General features: G+C 45.4%; 19 protein-coding genes. All 19 read left to right on the plus strand.

What is annotated here, in order from left to right; genetic code table 11:
* Position 1: 1 nt before the first annotated feature.
* Positions 2-877, plus strand: a complete 876-nt coding sequence (locus AB4Z45_RS27090) for a UbiA-like polyprenyltransferase (RefSeq protein ID WP_441912622.1) — start codon at positions 2-4, stop codon at positions 875-877.
* On the plus strand, positions 871-1536 hold the full coding sequence (locus AB4Z45_RS27095) for a UbiX family flavin prenyltransferase (RefSeq protein ID WP_441912623.1): 666 nt from the start codon (positions 871-873) through the stop codon (positions 1534-1536). Before AB4Z45_RS27090 ends, AB4Z45_RS27095 begins: the two co-directional genes overlap by 7 nt.
* Positions 1499-2347, plus strand: coding sequence for a menaquinone biosynthetic enzyme MqnA/MqnD family protein (locus AB4Z45_RS27100; protein WP_339203273.1), 849 nt, complete (start codon positions 1499-1501; stop codon positions 2345-2347). The genes AB4Z45_RS27095 and AB4Z45_RS27100 overlap by 38 nt, the downstream gene beginning before the upstream one ends.
* A gap of 8 nt (positions 2348-2355) precedes the next feature.
* Positions 2356-3330 carry a polyprenyl synthetase family protein gene (locus AB4Z45_RS27105; protein ID WP_441912624.1) on the plus strand — a complete coding sequence of 325 codons (975 nt, stop codon included), beginning with the start codon at positions 2356-2358 and terminating at the stop codon, positions 3328-3330.
* Positions 3331-3359: 29 nt separating this feature from the next.
* A complete protein-coding gene (gene ndk / locus AB4Z45_RS27110) occupies positions 3360-3803 on the plus strand; it encodes a nucleoside-diphosphate kinase (RefSeq protein WP_076271341.1) in 444 nt (147 codons plus the stop codon).
* Between the two features lie 29 nt (positions 3804-3832).
* Positions 3833-4612: a CheR family methyltransferase gene (locus tag AB4Z45_RS27115; RefSeq protein ID WP_441912625.1), complete on the plus strand. Its 780-nt coding sequence runs from the start codon at positions 3833-3835 to the stop codon at positions 4610-4612.
* Positions 4613-4685: 73 nt separating this feature from the next.
* Complete coding sequence (locus AB4Z45_RS27120; RefSeq protein ID WP_179089935.1) at positions 4686-4856, plus strand: hypothetical protein; 171 nt, start codon at positions 4686-4688, stop codon at positions 4854-4856.
* A 295-nt stretch (positions 4857-5151) separates the two neighbouring features.
* Entirely contained in the window at positions 5152-6321 is a 1170-nt protein-coding gene (aroC, locus tag AB4Z45_RS27125; protein ID WP_441912626.1) for a chorismate synthase, read from the plus strand.
* A gap of 2 nt (positions 6322-6323) precedes the next feature.
* Entirely contained in the window at positions 6324-7424 is a 1101-nt protein-coding gene (gene aroB / locus AB4Z45_RS27130; protein ID WP_441912627.1) for a 3-dehydroquinate synthase, read from the plus strand.
* Positions 7424-7792, plus strand: coding sequence for a chorismate mutase (gene aroH, locus AB4Z45_RS27135; protein ID WP_076271337.1), 369 nt, complete (start codon positions 7424-7426; stop codon positions 7790-7792). The genes aroB and aroH overlap by 1 nt, the downstream gene beginning before the upstream one ends.
* 359 nt (positions 7793-8151) lie before the next feature.
* Positions 8152-9723 (plus strand): anthranilate synthase component I, encoded by a 1572-nt coding sequence (trpE, locus tag AB4Z45_RS27140; protein ID WP_441912628.1) that lies wholly within the window; start codon positions 8152-8154, stop codon positions 9721-9723.
* On the plus strand, positions 9723-10775 hold the full coding sequence (gene trpD / locus AB4Z45_RS27145) for an anthranilate phosphoribosyltransferase (RefSeq protein WP_441912629.1): 1053 nt from the start codon (positions 9723-9725) through the stop codon (positions 10773-10775). The genes trpE and trpD overlap by 1 nt, the downstream gene beginning before the upstream one ends.
* Positions 10762-11562, plus strand: coding sequence for an indole-3-glycerol phosphate synthase TrpC (gene trpC, locus AB4Z45_RS27150; RefSeq protein WP_441912630.1), 801 nt, complete (start codon positions 10762-10764; stop codon positions 11560-11562). The genes trpD and trpC overlap by 14 nt, the downstream gene beginning before the upstream one ends.
* A complete protein-coding gene (locus tag AB4Z45_RS27155) occupies positions 11559-12236 on the plus strand; it encodes a phosphoribosylanthranilate isomerase (RefSeq protein ID WP_441912631.1) in 678 nt (225 codons plus the stop codon). The genes trpC and AB4Z45_RS27155 overlap by 4 nt, the downstream gene beginning before the upstream one ends.
* Positions 12233-13438: a tryptophan synthase subunit beta gene (gene trpB / locus AB4Z45_RS27160; RefSeq protein WP_076271332.1), complete on the plus strand. Its 1206-nt coding sequence runs from the start codon at positions 12233-12235 to the stop codon at positions 13436-13438. Before AB4Z45_RS27155 ends, trpB begins: the two co-directional genes overlap by 4 nt.
* The gene (gene trpA, locus AB4Z45_RS27165) at positions 13425-14234 is read left to right on the plus strand and encodes a tryptophan synthase subunit alpha (protein ID WP_441912632.1); all 810 of its coding nucleotides are present in this window, start codon (positions 13425-13427) and stop codon (positions 14232-14234) included. Before trpB ends, trpA begins: the two co-directional genes overlap by 14 nt.
* A gap of 730 nt (positions 14235-14964) precedes the next feature.
* On the plus strand, positions 14965-16062 hold the full coding sequence (hisC, locus tag AB4Z45_RS27170) for a histidinol-phosphate transaminase (protein WP_441912633.1): 1098 nt from the start codon (positions 14965-14967) through the stop codon (positions 16060-16062).
* A gap of 4 nt (positions 16063-16066) precedes the next feature.
* Entirely contained in the window at positions 16067-17158 is a 1092-nt protein-coding gene (locus tag AB4Z45_RS27175) for a prephenate dehydrogenase (RefSeq protein WP_441912634.1), read from the plus strand.
* Between the two features lie 379 nt (positions 17159-17537).
* A partial coding sequence (locus AB4Z45_RS27180) for an IS110 family transposase (RefSeq protein ID WP_441912635.1) occupies positions 17538-18107 on the plus strand: 570 nt, incomplete at its 3' end.

The following is an 18107-nucleotide window of genomic DNA, read 5'->3' on the forward strand; positions in this document are numbered from 1 at the left end:
AATGATTCGCAAATTACGCATTATTTTGGAAATGATTAAGTTTGAACATACTGTGTTTGCTTTGCCTTTCGCTTTTATGGGAGCGATTCTAGGTGCAGTAATGATGGAGCAGCGCCTTCCTTCATGGGGGGAGATCGGCTGGGTAACGCTTGCGATGTTTGGTGCTCGAAGCGCTGCTATGAGCTTGAATCGACTTATAGATAAGGCTATCGATTTAGGCAATCCACGTACTGAAAAAAGAGCACTTCCGGCTGGCTTGCTTAAATCAGCAGAAGTCATGTTATTTATCATTGTTTCCTTCGTTTTGTTGTTTGTGGCAACTGCGAACTTGGCACCAATCGCAATGAAACTTATGCCAATCGCGGTAGCTTTACTTGTTCTTTATTCTTACACAAAACGCTTTACATGGTTATGCCATGTTGTGTTGGGATTAACAATTGGACTCTCGCCCCTTGGCGGCTGGGTTGCCATAACAGGTCAATTTGATCTAGCTGCTTGGATATTATATATTACCGTTTCTTTATGGATTGCTGGGTTTGATATTATTTATGCAACGCAGGATTTTGAGTATGACCGCAATGCTGGCTTGCATTCAATTCCAGCTCGGTTCGGTATTAAAGGGGCAATCTGGATTGCAAGGGCCTTTCATGTCGTTACGGCAATCGGCTTTATAGCATTGTTTTGGCTGACAGACCTTAGCTGGATGTACTTGCTTGGTACTTTGATATCGATTTCGCTTCTGTTCTATCAACATTGGATGGTACGGCCACACGATTTGTCGCGCGTCCAAACTGCTTTTTTTGGAATGAACGGTACATTAAGCGTCGTGCTTTTTCTGTTTGTTATCGTTGATTTATTGGTTATTCACCAATGGTAGACGGCCGCAACGAAACCAACTGGACGAATCGATGGGTAGTAGGCATTACAGGAGCAAGCGGTTCAATTTATGGAATCAGGCTTATTGAAGTTCTCCTTCAGATGAAATACGAGGTTCATCTCGTCATAACAGAAGCTGGTTGGAGAGTACTAAAGGAAGAACTAGGCTTTGAGACGACTCGTCGTTCAGCCGCTCTTGAACAACGTTTTGGCGAGGCTATCGCGGAAGCAAGACTAGTTTTTCATCCCAATGCGGATATTGGCGCAAGCATTGCAAGCGGCTCTTACCGGGTTCAAGGAATGGTTATTGTGCCGTGCTCGATGGGGACGCTTGCGTCGATATCGCACGGCATTTCCGATAATTTGATGACTAGAGCCGCCGATGTTATGTTGAAGGAAAACAGGAAGCTGCTTATTATCCCAAGAGAAACGCCGCTTCATGCGATTCATCTCGAAAACATGCTGACGCTGGCTCGTCTTGGTGTTAGGATCATACCGGCTATGCCGGCTTTTTATTACAAACCGCAAACGATGGATGAAATGATTGACTTTTTAGTTGGTAAAGTACTTGATAATATGACAATCGAACATGATTTGTACAGAAGATGGGGAGATGAACAGAATGGGCATGAATCGCCCGATCACCATCGGAAGAATTGATTACGCGAATGCATGGCCTCTTTTCCATCAGCTCGAGGAGCGAATGGATGGGGATAGCTTTGAGGTCATTAAACGTGTACCTTCTGAATTAAATAGGCTTCTGCAAGCTGGTGAATTGGATATTTCGGCTATATCATCATTTGCCTACGGATTAAATGCGGATGATTATGTGCTGCTGCCAGAATTGTCCGTAGGTTCGGTAGGGAAGGTCAACTCGATCTTTTTGTTTCTGAAAGAACCGATCAGCCGTAAACGTCCTGAGCGAATTTCAGTAACGACAACATCAGCAACTTCAGTTAATCTTTTGAAAATTTTGATGACATTGCACTTTGAATGCAACCCAGAGTATGTCACTGCCGCACCAAATCTGGAAAGTATGCTGGAGACAGCCGATGCTGCTCTCATCATTGGCGATCCTGCCATTCATGCTTCTTGGCAAAACCACGGCCTTCATGTCATTGATTTAGGACAATTATGGAATGAGTGGACGGGACTTGGCATGACTTACGCTGTTGTTGCTGCACGTAAAGAAGCAGCTCTTGCAGCCCCAGAAGCCGTTCGTGCAGTATATAAAGCGTTAAATGCGAGCAAACAGTATAACAAGAGCCATCTTGGTCCACTAATTGAACAGGCCTGTATGCAGCTTGGAGGAGAATCAACTTACTGGGAGATGTACTTTCATTCGCTTCAATATGATTTTGGGAGCAAGCTGCAAGAAGGACTTAAATTATATTTCAATTATTCTAAGCAGCTAGGGTTGCTATCGAATGACGTGGAGCTTACTTTTTTTGAAGACCAATCTGCCCAATAGGTGAAAGAATGAAACTACTAGATTTGTATGCAAAGATGAAAGGCGACCTAAATCAGATCGAGCAGGAGCTTGAGCGCAGCATTTCGGATGATCATGTGCTGCTTGGCGAAGCTTCTTTGCACTTGCTTAGAGCTGGCGGTAAACGGATTAGACCGGTGTTTGTCCTGCTCGCAGGCAAGTTTGGCGATTATCAGCTTGATGTAATGAAGCGCGTCGCCGTCCCACTCGAGCTTATTCACATGGCTTCACTTGTACATGATGATGTTATTGACGACGCGGAAACACGTCGTGGACAGCTCACTGTAAAATCCAAGTGGGACAATCGAATAGCGATGTATACAGGCGACTTTATTCATGGCAAAGCATTGTCAATCGCTGCTCAGCTTCCAAATCCGCAGATACATCAAATTTTGTCGCATGCGCTTGTACAAATGTGTATCGGAGAAATGGAACAAATTCGTGATTTCTTCAACACAGAACAATCGGTACGGCATTATTTGCTTCGGATTAGACGTAAAACAGCTTTATTAATTGCTATTAGCTGTCAGCTTGGCGCTGTCGCCGCGGGAACGGACCGAAAAACAGCAAATAGCTTATATCGCTATGGTTATAATGTGGGTATGGCATTCCAGATCCGTGATGATTTGCTTGATCTATATGGAACAGAGAAACAGATCGGCAAACCTTCAGGCTCAGATATGCGTCAAGGAAATATTACGTTGCCGGTTCTACTTGCGTTGCAGGACCCCAAAACCCGCGACCCTTTGTTAAAGGAAATTGCTTTGATCAGGGAGCAAGGCGGGAAACGAGATGCTGGAAGAGCCATCGATATGATTCGCAAGAGCGATGGCGGAGATCAAGCAGACCAGCTTGCAAACCGATATATTAAAAAAGCTCTCAAAGCATTAGAGGGATTGCCGAACGTCACAGCGAAGAAGAACTTGAGCGATATTGCGATTTTGTTTGGTAAACGCAATTATTAATCGTGCAAAATAGAAAGGAATGGTTGGGGATGGAAAGAACTTTTCTGATGATTAAACCTGATGGCGTTCAGCGCGGATTAATTGGCGAAATCGTTTCGAGATTTGAAAAAAAGGGATTGCAGCTTGCAGCAGCCAAGTTTATGGTTTTGAGCCATGAGCTTGCTGAGCGCCACTATGAGGAGCATAAGGGCAAAGTTTTTTATGAGCCATTGCTCGAATTCATAACGTCAGGTCCTGTATTTGCGATGGTATGGCAAGGTGATAATGTCATTGCATTGACGCGTGCCCTTATTGGCAAAACGGATGCACTAGATGCTCATCCCGGCACTATTCGTTCTGATTTTGCTGTACATACGAATTTCAATCTTATTCATGGCTCGGATTCGGCAGCTAATGCGGAAAAAGAGATCGGCATTTATTTCACGCCAGCGGAGCTGGTGCAATACGAGCATACAATTCAACGGTGGATTTAATATTTCGCCCACAAGCGATGGAGGAGCCTATGCTTGAAGATCGTGATTTTGCACAGTTTATTGCTCGAATAAAGCAAAAGACCGACATTGATTTGTCGCAGTACAAAGAAGCTCAAATGAAACGCAGGCTGACTACATTACGAATGAAGCACGGCTATCAAACGTTCGATGAGTATTGGAAGGCGATTGAGCAAAATCGGACGATGCTAAATGAGTTTTTGGACCGTATGACGATTAATGTTTCTGAGTTTTGGAGAAATCCTTCCCGCTGGGAAGTTTTGCAAAAGCGCTTTTTTCCCGAGATGCTTGCTGCTTCTAATCGCCTAAAGATTTGGAGTGCGGCATGCTCAACAGGCGAGGAGCCTTATACGCTCGCTATGATTTTATCGGAGCTCGGTGCCTTGCAGCGATCCTCGCTTCTTGCAACTGATCTCGATTCAAATGTACTGCAAAAGGCAATGGAAGGCAGTTACTTAGAGCGATCGCTGCGCGATGTTCCGCAGGTTTGCCGGCAAAAATATTTTAAGCAGTCAGAGGGAGCGTATTTGATTTCAGACTCCCTGAAGCAATTTATTCAATTCAAGCAGCAAAATTTGCTTCATGATACGTTTGATGGATCATTTGATTTAATTGTTTGCCGAAACGTAATGATTTATTTTACAGAAGAAGCAAAGCACTTATTGTATCATAAATTTTCTAATGCACTTAAACCGGGTGGACTGCTGTTTGTAGGCAGTACGGAACAAATTTTTTCCCCTGCGCAGTACGGATTTGAGACCGCTGATACATTCTTTTATCGCCGGGTATAAGCGGCATGTATACTGTTTTCCATCTTCTCCTATACTAGTTAGTATGTAATAAACTTGGAGGATGAAGCAACCGATGGATAAACGTAAGGTTATAGCTGCCTATAGGCGTGGTTTTATTTCTATTCAGGAATGTGCGCAAATTATCGGAGTGGACAGTGGACAAATGACAAGACTTGTTGATGATCCATTGCTGACTAGTGAAGGCACGGCGATACTTAGAAAAGATCGGTTAACAGCAAATTAACTGCACGCTGCCCGGGCTGGCGGATTTGTCATTTTAGATGACAGTTCCACCAGCCCTTTTTTTATACGGTTACAGCGGCTTTCAAGGTGTCCAAATTCTTGTCAAACCTGTAACTGTGTACTATAATGAGCAAAGATGTTTAGTGCTGTAAAGCATAGCAGGCGCTTGAAAGCTGTTTTGAAAATTAATAATTTTATAAGTGATGCACTTATAAAATCGCTTAAATTTCACCGCGAAACGAGCTTGTGCCGTCAATGGACTGTGTTAGTCGTTTACACTTGAGGAGGAGCTTTAGTTGACTTTAAGATATTTAACCGCAGGGGAAACACACGGTCCCCAATTAACCGCGATTATTGAAGGTTTGCCAAGCAATTTGAAAATTGATTTTGAGGAACTGAATTTCCAGCTGCACCGTCGTCAGAAGGGTCATGGTCGTGGACGCCGAATGCAAATCGAGAAGGATACAGCTAACATCGTTGGGGGCGTACGCCACGGCAAAACGACTGGTGCTCCTGTAGCTCTGATCGTTGCAAACAACGATTGGAAGCACTGGACCTCCGTTATGAATATTGAGCCGATTGAAGGCAGCGATGAAGAGAAGCGCCGCGTTCATCGTCCGCGTCCTGGTCATGCGGATTTGAATGGCGGACTTAAATATGATTTGAAGGATTTGCGCAATGTGCTTGAGCGCTCTAGTGCTCGTGAAACTGCTGCGCGTGTAGCAGTAGGTGCGGTAGCTCGTCAATTTCTCGCGGAATTTGGGATTAAAGTAGCTGGACAAGTTATTCGCATCGGTGAAATCGAAGCACCAGCTAATCAACTTTCGGTGGATGAATTGATCCGTTTGACAGAGGAATCCTCGGTTCGTGTCGTTGACAAAGAAACCGAACAAAAGATGACTGATTATATCGATCAAATTAAAGCAGAAGGCGATTCGATCGGCGGTATCGTGGAATGTATTATTGAAGGCGTGCCAATTGGTCTAGGAAGCCACGTACAGTGGGATCGCAAGCTCGATGGACGTATCGCGCAAGCGGTCGTATCGATCAATGCATTCAAAGGCTGTGAGATTGGAATTGGCTTCGAAGCAGCCAAGCTTCGCGGCTCGCAAGTACACGATGAGATTATGTATGATGCAGAGCGCGGCTATCATCGAGCAACGAATCGTCTTGGCGGCTTCGAGGGCGGCATGACGAACGGGGAGCAAATCGTCGTACGCGGTGTAATGAAACCGATTCCGACGCTTTACAAGCCGCTTCGCAGTGTGGATATTGATACTAAAGAACCGTTTACGGCTCAAGTAGAGCGCTCGGACAGCTGTGCTGTGCCAGCGGCAAGCGTCGTGATGGAGCATGTCGTTACATGGGAAGTTGCCAAAGCATTCCTTGAAAAATTCGGCGGCGATTCCATTGAGGAAATTCGCACCAACTTGAACAATTATCTTGAACAGCTAGGGCGGTATTAAAAATGCGCGAGCTTACAGTTGAACTTGGTGATCGCTCTTATCCTATCTATATCGGGGAAGGCCTCTTGAAGGAGGCATCCTCTTATTTTATTAAGCATGGCATTAGCCAAAAATCGCCGCTGCTCATCATTACTGACTCGAATATTGCAGACATTCATTTGCAAACGCTTGAGTCTGAGCTTGCTGGCGCAGGTTTTAAAACGGCAAGCGTCGTTGTTCCAGCTGGAGAAAGCTCAAAGTCGCTAGCTATGCTCGAAACGCTTGTCGCTAAAGCTTTGGAGGTAGGTCTCGACCGCAAGTCTGCAATCGTTGCACTTGGCGGTGGTGTTGTTGGAGATCTTGCTGGATTTGTTGCCGCTTCATACATGAGAGGCATCAAATTCGTACAGGTTCCTACGACAATATTGGCGCATGACAGCAGTGTGGGCGGCAAAGTTGCCGTCAATCATCCGCTTGCCAAAAATATTATCGGTGCTTTTCATCAGCCTGAGCTTGTCCTGTATGATTTGAACACGCTGCAAACCCTTCCTCCAAGAGAAGTAAGCGCTGGTTTGTCGGAAGTGATCAAGCATGGACTAATTTGGGATGAATCGTTTGTCGCATGGTGTGAAGATAATGCAGAGAAATTGCTCGCTCTTGATGCGGAGGCACTTGGGTATGCTTTGTATAAAGGCTGCAGCGTGAAGGCGGCAGTCGTATCGAAGGATGAGCGTGAAAACGATTTGAGAGCGATCTTGAATCTGGGTCATACGATTGGCCATGCCTTAGAAGCGGTAGCTGGATATGGGGAGCTGCTCCATGGGGAAGCCATTTCCATAGGGATGGTAGGCTCTGCTAAGCTGGGTATGCGATATGGTGCTCCAGAAGAGGTATATACCATAACGAAGCGCGTTCTTGCGAAAGCAGGACTGCCAGTGCGGCTCCCTGAGCATTTGGACGTAGATAAGATTATGGAAGCAATGATGCATGACAAGAAATTTGCTGAGGGTACGATGGTTTTTGTTGTGCCAACTGCAATAGGTTCCGTTGAAATAAAATCCGATGTTCGCATCCAATGGGTACGTGAAATCGTAGAGCAATTAAAGCAGGAGGTGCAACAATAATGAGTGTTAGAGGAATTCGTGGTGCTATTACTGTAGATGCTAATGAAGAACAGCCCATTTTGAATGCAACAATTGAAATGTTGAATGGAATCGTGGCCGATAATGAGATCGTGCCTGACGATATTTGCAGCGTGTTCGTGACGGTTACCAGCGATCTGGACGAGACATTCCCTGCTAGAGCTATTCGCCAAATGAAGGGCTGGGAGCTTGTTCCGCTTATGTGCGCGCTTGAAGTTCCGGTTAAAGGCAGTCTTGAGCGCTGTATTAGATTAATGGTTCTTATCAACACGGACAAGACGCAAGCCGAGATTCGTCATGTTTATTTAAACGGCGCGCAGGCGCTTCGTCCGGACTTATCTAAAGCATAAAGCTGTGACTTTAGCTCATAAAGAACAAATCCCTTTGTTGACGCATAGCTGTACGTTGTTGTATATTTAGTTACGTAAGTGAGAGTAGCAGAGTAGTTTTATGAGCTGAGTAGAGATGAGTCGAGATTAGTTGAGAGAAGCAGAGTTAGGCAATGAGAGATACGCGAGTTTGAGAAAAAGCTGAACGATCTTATGTGCAATGGCACACAGGATTGTAAAAGTGCTGCTTCAACGTATCTACACATGCGTCTTTTCCGCTTACACACTTCCGTCATCATCTAAACCAACGCTCCTGCTCTGGCAGGAGCTTTTTTTGTTTTTAATAATAGAATTTTCACTACTGAGGGAGGTTGTTCGGAATGTCAAATGAGCTGCAGCACGTCACCCGTCTTGCCAGTCAGTACAATTTAATTCCARTCGTTCGCTATATGATGGCGGACACTGAAACACCAATTCGACTATTCCAGCATTTTGCGAAAGAGGATCATGCTTTTCTGCTGGAGAGTGTCGAGGGTGGAGCGAAATGGGCGCGTTATTCGTTTATAGGAACGGACCCGTTCATGATGCTTTACGGTAAAAATGGTGAGATGGTGCTTGAGCATCACGGCGTGAAGCATGTGCTTAATGACAAGCCGATTGAGCTTCTAAAAGCTCATTTGCGTTCTTTCCGCAGCCCGTCGCTGCCAGAGCTTCCTCCCTTTACAGGCGGAGCAATCGGATTTTTCGGCTATGACTTGCTGCAATATTATGAGAAGCTTCCTGCCCACCGCATCGACGATTTGAATATGAATGACATGCAATTTATGTTTTGTGATCAAATCATTGTGTTTGACCACTTTAAGCAGCAGCTGCAAATCGTTGGAAATGTTCATATCGCCGAAGGCTCTACGGATGCGGAAATCGCGAAGAGCTATGCAGCGGCAGTTGCCAAAATTGAAGCAACTATTGAACGTTTGCAGCAGCCGGTGACCATTCCAGTAACATCTGGACGCTCAATTGAAGTTGATTACGAGTTAGGTGACGTACAATCCAATGTGACGAAGGAGCAATTCATCGGAAACATTGAGAAGGCGAAGCAATACATTCGCGCAGGTGACATTTTCCAGGTCGTATTGTCACAGCGCTTTAGCATTGATACAGATGTTGATCCATTGCATGTATATCGCGTGCTCCGAATGATGAATCCTTCACCATATATGTATTATTTGAAGATGGGCGAGGAAGTTATTGTTGGCGCTTCGCCGGAAGCGCTAGTGAAAGTAACGGGCGACCGCGTGGAGACAAGACCGATTGCGGGAACAAGGCCGCGCGGCAAAACGCCGGAAGAGGATAAGGCTTACGAGGTAGAACTGCTTGCGGACGAGAAAGAGCGCGCTGAGCATTTGATGCTGGTTGATCTTGGCCGCAATGACATCGGACGCGTATCGGAGTTTGGTTCGGTAACATGTGATTCGTTTATGGAAATTGAGCGTTACTCCCATGTCATGCATATTGTATCGAACGTTTCTGGCAAGCTGCACAAGGATAAAGACTTTTTTGACGCATTTGTCTCTTGTTTACCGGCAGGCACTGTATCTGGCGCACCTAAACTAAGAGCAATGGAAATCATTGCGGAGCTGGAAAATGAAGCGCGCGGCGCATATGCAGGAGCAATTGGATACTTGGGCTTTGGCGGTACAATGGATACTTGTATTACGATCCGCACCATTATTTTTAAGAACGGTAAAGCCTATGTACAAGCAGGAGCGGGAATCGTTTGGGATTCTGTTCCGGAGAGCGAATATTTGGAGACGGTCAACAAGGCGAAAGGCAGCCTTAAAGCTATTCGTGCGGCTGAAGCGATTTTTGCACAGCCAAAAAGTGCACCGGATTCCTTCAATTCCATTAACTCGGATTATTACGTCAAGGTCGGAGAGGGGATTGGTCAATAATGCAGGCAACCGAAGCGATAACGATGCAGCAAGCGCTGAACCAGCTTATTGGCGGCTCAAGTTTGACGAGGCAGCAAGCAGAAATGGTGATGAACATCATCATGAATGGCGAAGCAACAGCTGTACAAATAGCTGGCGTCGTAACTGCGCTGCGGATGAAAGGCGAGACGAAGGAGGAGATAACCGGGTTCGCTGAGGCAATGCGCGCGCATTCCAGCCATCTCCATACTGAACAAGAAGGTTTGCTCGATACATGTGGCACCGGAGGATCAGGTATTCATAAATTCAACATCTCAACTGCTTCCTCCATTATTGCTGCGGCGGCAGGCATCCGAGTTGCCAAGCATGGCAATCGCGCGATGTCTGGGAAAACGGGCAGTGCTGATGTGCTGGAGGCGCTTGGCGTACAAATTACGATAACTCCTGAACAAGCCGCACAATGCTTGGAGGATATCGGCATTTGCTTTATGTTTGCGCAGTTGTATCATCCATCGCTTCGCCATGCTGCTGCTCCGCGGCGTGAGCTCGGTATTCGAACAATCTTCAACATGCTTGGACCGCTCACAAATCCCGCTGGAGCAGATAGACAGCTTCTTGGATTCTACGATCGGAGCCGCACCTCTACGGTTGCCGAGGTGCTCGGCGAGCTTGGACTAAAAAGAGCGATGGTTGTAAGCAGTCATGATGGGCTTGATGAAATTAGCATCTCTGCACCTACACAAATATCTGAGTTATTAAACGGTGTTGTGAAAACCTACGATGTTACGCCAGAGGAGCTTGGACTAACAAGGTGGCCGATTGCGGATGTTATGGGTGGTGAGCCGGAAGTAAACGCAGCACTTATTCGTTCTATTTTCTCAGGCGAGCAGCGCGGGGCTTATCGTGATATCGTGCTAGCCAACGCAGGAGCATGTATATATGTAGGCGGGAAGGCACAATCGCTTCGCGAGGGGGCAGAGATTGCTGCCAAGGTGATCGATTCAGGCGAGGCGCAGCGGAAGCTCGTTAGTCTTATTCATACGACAGGAGAGTTGGCAAATGTTTCTGGATAAAATTGTAGCTACAAAACGAACTGAGGTTGAGGAGCTGGCGGCTCGCTTTGACCTTGCACAGGTGGAGAAACAAATTTCGGAGATGGAAGCATGCCGCGGCTTTGAACATGCATTATCGGCAGCTAGCCGCAACAGAAGTATGGGACTGATTGCCGAGGTAAAGAAGGCGTCGCCATCAAAAGGGCTGATTCGTGCTGATTTTGAGCCAACTACGCTTGCTTCACAATATGAAGCAGCTGGTACGGATTGTATATCAGTGTTGACGGATCGTGATTACTTTCAAGGATCTAATGAATTTCTGCAGGCCGTGAAAAAAACGGTAAAGGTACCTCTATTAAGAAAAGATTTTACGATTGACCATCGTCAAATTTATGAGGCGCGCTTAATCGGAGCGGACGCAATCTTGCTCATCGCAGCTATTATGACGCCAACGCAGCTTGGTGAGTTTCATGATCTTGCGAAGTCGATTGGGATGGATGTGCTCGTAGAAGTGCACAACAAAGAAGAGCTGGAAGGCGTTCTGGAGCTGGACAAAGCAACGCTCATCGGCATTAATAACCGTGATTTGAAAACATTCGTTACGGATCTAAAAACGACCGAAGAGTTAATCGGACTTATGCCAAAAAATGTTACTGTCATTAGCGAGAGCGGAATTGCGGGTAATAGCGATATGGATTACTTAAAGTCAATCGGCGCTCATGGTGTATTGATTGGTGAATATTTTATGCGGCATGAGCAAGTAGGACAATCGGTTATTGATTTAATGGGTGCGGTAACCGTTCGATGAAGCAGCAGACGCGTATCAAAATTTGTGGTCTGATGGATGTGCAAACGATTCAGCAGATGGATGGATTGCCTATTCACGAAATCGGCTTCATCTTTGCACCCAGCAAGCGATTGGTGGAAAAGTCGACTGCATCGCAGCTTATATCAGCGGCTTCGAAGTTAAAGGCAGCTGGTGGTGAGCGCCCGAGAACGGTTGGCGTATTCGTAAATGAAACCTTTGCTAATCTGCAAGAACTTTTGTTAGTCGCTCCTTTAGACGTGGTTCAATTGCATGGCAATGAATCGGCAGCGTTTTGCCAAATGGTGCGTGAGCAGCTGAACGTTCAAGTATGGAAAGTATTTTCCATGAAGAAGGAAGCCGAGGGCAGCTCGCCAATGTCTGCTCTAGAGCGATTAACGCCATACCGAGCTGCTGTTGATGCCTTACTGATAGACGCACCTGGCGGCGGCACGGGTCAAACCTTCGATTGGGAAGCGATAAAAGAATATATGCAAGCAGCTGAGGAGCTTGGCATTACTTTGTATGTAGCAGGTGGTCTGCATGCAGGAAATGTGCAAGAGCTGCTAAAGACATATGCGCCAAACGGGATAGATGTATCAAGCGGTGTTGAGACGGATGGACGGAAAGATATTGAGAAAATCCGATTATTTGTAAGAAGGGTGATGGAAGCATGACACAAGTACCAGATGAGAATGGACGCTTCGGCAAATTTGGCGGCAGATATGTGCCAGAAACATTAATGACAGCATTATTAGAGCTAGAGGAAGCTTATCAGCATTATTCCAAGGATCAAGCGTTTCAAGACGAGGTTACTTACTTGTTGCATAAATACTCAGGTCGTCCGACTTCACTATACTATGCAGAACGACTTAGCGAGCATCTTGGCGGCGCGAAAATCTACTTAAAACGTGAAGACCTGAACCATACAGGTGCACATAAAATTAATAATACGATTGGTCAAGGCGTACTTGCCAAACGTATGGGTAAATCAAAAATCATTGCAGAAACAGGCGCAGGACAACACGGCGTTGCTTCTGCAACGATAGCAGCTTTGCTTGGTCTAGAATGCAAAGTATTTATGGGCGAGGAAGATATGAAGCGTCAGCAGCTTAATGTTTTCCGGATGCAGCTGCTTGGCTCTGAAGTTGTGCCCGTTCTATCAGGGACGAGAACACTTAAAGATGCATGCAACGAAACCCTTCGTTACTGGGTTAGCCATGTTGAAGATACGTATTACATTTTGGGTTCAGTTACAGGCCCGCATCCTTATCCCATGATGGTTCGTGATTTCCAGCGTATCATTGGCGACGAGGCTCGTAAGCAAATATTGACTGAAGAAGGTCGATTGCCGGATTATGTTGTTGCAGCTGTTGGCGGCGGAAGCAACGCAATGGGGATTTTCTATCCATTTATCAATGATGACAGCGTGAAGCTGCTTGGCGTTGAGGCTGCTGGCCGCGGTGTAGATACGATTGAGCATGCGGCAACAATGACCAAAGGACGTCACGGTGTATTCCAGGGCTCGATGAGCTATGTGCTGCAGGATGAGTATGGACAGGTTCAACCTGCGCATTCGATTTCAGCGGGACTTGATTATCCTGGTATTGGACCAGAGCATGCCTACTTGAAAGATTCCGGACGTGCTGAATACGTTCCTGTAACGGATGCTGAGGCGCTAGATGCTTTGCAGCTGCTATCGCGCACAGAAGGCATTATTCCAGCTCTGGAATCAGCACATGCGATCGCTCAGACGATTAAGCTTGCGCCTACGCTTGATAAAGACAAAGTCGTCGTTGTCAGCTTATCCGGACGTGGAGATAAGGACGTAGAAGCAATTATGGGTTACTTGGGGGTAAATAAGCATGAATCTCATTGATACAGCATTTGCAAGGCTGAAGTCTGAAGGCAAAACGGCGTTAATTCCTTTTGTTACGATGGGTGATCCTGATCTAGCTACTTCGGTTGCTATCATCCAAACGCTCGAGAAGGCAGGCGCTGACATGATCGAGCTTGGCGTGCCGTACTCCGACCCGCTAGCGGATGGTCCTGTTATCCAGCGTGCATCTGAGCGAGCATTGCGCCATAACAGCATTACAATTAAGGATTGTATTGAAATAGCTGAAAAATCACGTGAGGCCGGCGTTAAAATTCCATTCATATTGTTCACTTATTACAACCCGGTGTTCCAATATGGGCTTGAAGCATTTTTCGAGCTAGTACAGAGCAAAGGCATCAGTGGTCTTATTATTCCTGACTTGCCAATCGAAGAAGATGAAGAGGTTAGGCAGCTTGCGGAAGCAGCTAATGTACATCTTATTCCTCTTGTGGCACCGACATCCAAGGATCGGGTAACACGTATTTCACGCAAAGCAAAAGGATTTGTCTACTGCGTTTCATCTCTTGGCGTAACAGGCGTGAGAGCTGATTTTCATACGGGTATTGATGAATTCCTCTCGATGGTACGCGAAGCGACCGATTTGCCAATTGCGGTTGGCTTTGGCATTTCCAGCCGTGAGCAGGTTGCTCGCTTTGAAAAGCAATGTGACGGCGTGATCGTGGGCAGTGCAATTGTGCGTACGATAGAAGATGCCATTCCACTGCTGAATGATGCTGTTACGCGTGAAGCGGGACTTAAACAAATCGGCGATTTTGTTGCTCAGCTTAAAGGGTAAGCGGACTGTTTTAGATAAAGGAAGTTATACGCTGCGGAAGTGGCTTGTAATCGACGTAGTATATTAATAATAGCGGAAAGCTCTCTAGACTTGGTCTAGGAGAGCTTTTTTTGCTTTATCGGGTTAAGAGAGGAATTTGTAGCAGGGAGCTGTTTTTGAGGGATTTCGGTACGGTGATTCGGGGGTGGAGAGGACGGATGGTAAAGCGCAAGGAAAAATGGAGAAGCACGAAGCTGTTAATTTGAAAAGTAACTTTTGAAGCTAGCTTACGGACATAAGATCCGTTATTTTAGAATAATTGGCTAAAATTATTATTTAACGGACGTAGAATCCGCTATTTTATCTAAAAGGCGTTCAATTGTATTGAATTTTTAGAAATAAGGGATCCTATGTCCGTTATATCGAGAAAAAGCATGATTATCATCAAATAAGGGATCTGATGTCCGTTATTTGAATGAAGAACTTGAAAAATCAATTTCTAATGATGATTTTGAAGTGTTATTGGCATGGAAGCGGATGTTCTTCAATTCATTTTATACACAGAAACCGAACCATTGATTAAAAAAAGTGTCTTTTGCATCATAAGTTCATTAAACATATATCACAATTTCGATATAATCTTGCGCAATAGACCAATCTTGTGTTAAAAAAACTTTAAAACCTAACACAGATATGAGACAATGGATGTCGAGTAATGAGACTAGTCAATTATAAAAGAGGTGAACGGCTCATGCAGCCCAAAAGTAATATCGTCCACCTTCCCGTCTATCAACCTGGAAAGCCGGTTGAAGATGTTAAGAGGGAGCTAGGGTTAAAAGAAGTCATCAAACTTGCATCTAATGAAAATCCGTTTGGCTGTTCTGAACAAGTTAAAGCAGCAGTCATTGAAGAATTAGGCAGTTTTAATATTTATCCAGATGGTGCGAGCGTTGAACTAACGGCTGCACTTGCGGAAGAGCTTGGCGTAGATACGAACCAAATTATTTTTGGCACGGGCTCCAGTGAAATTATTCTTATGATTAATAGAGCGTTTATCGTTCCTGGCGACGAAACGATTATGGCGGACGAAACCTTCCCGCAATACAAGCATAATGCAGAAATTGAGAATGCAACGATCATAGAGGTTCCTCTAAAAGATGGCAAGCATGATTTGCCTGCAATGCTGTCTAAAATTACTGAGCGAACTAAAATCATTTGGATTTGCAATCCGAATAATCCAACGGGTACCATTGTCACACTGCCTGAGCTTTCTGAGTTTTTGCAGCAGGTGCCGACGAATGTGCTTGTTGTGCTTGATGAAGCCTACGGGGAATATATCGATGACCCACAGTTTCCAGACGGAATACAATTGCTGCGCGAGCACCGCAATTTAATCGTGCTGAGAACTTTTTCGAAAATTTTTGGCCTAGCTGCATTGCGGATTGGTTATGGCTTTGGGCATCCTGATGTCATTCGTTATACTAATCAGGTACGTGAACCTTTCAACACGTCGCGAGCGGCACAAGCTGCAGCGAAAGCAGCACTTGCTGACAAAGCATTTATTGAATATTGTCGTGACCAAAATAAACAAGGTCTTGCATATTTGTCGGAGCAATTTGATCGCCTTGGCTTATCTTACTTCCCTGCATACGGCAACTTCGTAATGGTAGATGTGAAGCGTCCATCACCTGAAGTATTCGACGGTTTGCTGCGCAGAGGAATTATTTCAAGACCGCGCTGGATTTACTACCCGAATCATATTCGGATTACAGTTGGTACAAGTGAGCAAAATGAAAAATTCATTACAGCACTAGAACAGGTTTTGCAGGAATCGGCGGTGCAAGGATAAAGTTATGACGACTGTAGCGATTTTTGGAGTAGGGTTGATCGGTGGTTCGATCGCCCTTTGTTTTAAAGGAAAACCAGATATTACAGTAATCGGACATTCAAACCGCCCCTCGCAGGTAGAGAAGTACATGCAGCGTGGTGTGGTTGATTTTGCAACGACTTCAATGCAAGAAGCGGCCGAGCAAGCAGATTTTATATTCGTTTGTGTACCGGTCGGCAACATTGAGGAGTATATCGAGAAGCTCAGTGCGTTTAAATTAAAACCCGGCTGTATCATTACAGATGCTGGGAGCACGAAGGCTTCTGTTATGGCATGTGCAAAATCACTTGATTTTGGACAGGCTACTTTTATTGGCGGGCATCCGATGGCTGGCTCTGAGCGTACAGGAGTTGAAGCGGCATCTTCTCATCTATACGAGAACGCCTTCTATGTGCTGACACCTGATGAGAACACGCCTGAGGAAGCAGTGGAGCGACTAGTTGATTTACTCAGCCATACGAAAGCGAATATCGTAAAAGTTGATGCGAAAGAGCATGATGAGATAGCAGGCGCGATAAGCCATTTGCCACATATCATTGCCGTGTCGCTTGTGAATCAGGTTCGCGGATATAACGAAAATAATATGCTATATGAATCGTTAGCAGCAGGGGGCTTCCGCGATATTACACGGATAGCATCAAGCGATTCGATTATTTGGCGTGATATATTAATTAATAATCGCAAGGTTTTGCTTGAGCTGCTGCGCGATTGGAGCAAGGAAACGGATAAATTTGTGTCTATGCTGGAGAATTCAGATGGGGAAGCGATTGCTGAAGCTTTTGAAACAGCAGGTCAATTCCGCAGCAAAATGCCTGAGCGCCGCAAAGGCATGATTCATTCTGCATTCGACTGTTATGTAGATATTCCAGATCATCCTGGTATTATCGGTAAAATCACAAGTGAGCTTGGGAACAGTCTTATCAACCTAAGCAACATTCATATTATTGAGAGCAGAGAAGACGTGCCAGGCGTTCTAAGACTTTCATTCCGGAGTCAAGAGTATTTGGATCAGGCTGTTATCGTACTTACTGCTAAAGGCTATGACGTACACCTTTAATCGGGTGTTCGTCATTTTTGATTAAAAAAAGCGTTTACAATTTATTTCGAACAAAATGAAAACGCTTATTGACAAAATGGAAGCGTATACATATAATAAAGGTACAGTATGGTTTCTCTCCACTCCTATCCAAATCCTATAGTGCTCATCATGAGTACGGACCACCCTTCGGGGTGGTTTTTTTTTGTTTATATGGTGACCCATCTGACAATGGCTGCGGTATAAGGATCTATCTAGTTGAACCTTAATATGAACGGGCAGCATTCCTATTATGAAGAAATACGAAGTTTGAGAAACAAAAAGACTCCTTGGTATGATGTATATGGGTCCCAGATGCTGGCCAGCGACCGGATCCAATACAAACCAAGGAGACTACAAGATGAATTCTACTCAAAATGAACGTATTAATCAAATCACTTCTTCTACTTTAATTGTCGGTGTCGACATCGCAAAGTTCAAACATGTAGCTCGCGCACAAGACTACCGCGGAGTCGAATTCGGGAAGCCCATTACGTTTGAGAACAACCGTGAAGGCTTCGAAATGTTCGTTAGCTGGTTCCGAAAGATTGCGACTGAACAAGAGGTTCAGGACGTCATCGTTGGTATGGAACCGACCGGACACTACTGGCTGAACCTGGTCCATTATCTAAAAGAACAGGACATTACGTGCGCTGTGGTTAATCCGCTGCACGTGAAGAAAAGCAAAGAATTGGATGATAATTCACCAACCAAGAACGACATTAAAGATGTTAAGGTCATCGCACAGCTCGTCAAAGACGGAAGATACGCCGTACCTCATCTTCCCCAGGGCATCTATGCCGAACTAAGGGAAGCGATGAAAATCCGCGAACATCTGTCGACAGATCTGCGCGTGGTGCAAGGCCGCGTTCATAACTGGTTGGATCGGTACTTTCCAGAGTTCCTTACGGTGTTTAAGGATTGGGAATGC

This window comes from Paenibacillus sp. MCAF9 (genome assembly GCF_052114265.1).
In the GTDB taxonomy this organism is placed as follows: Bacteria; Bacillota; Bacilli; order Paenibacillales; family Paenibacillaceae; genus Pristimantibacillus.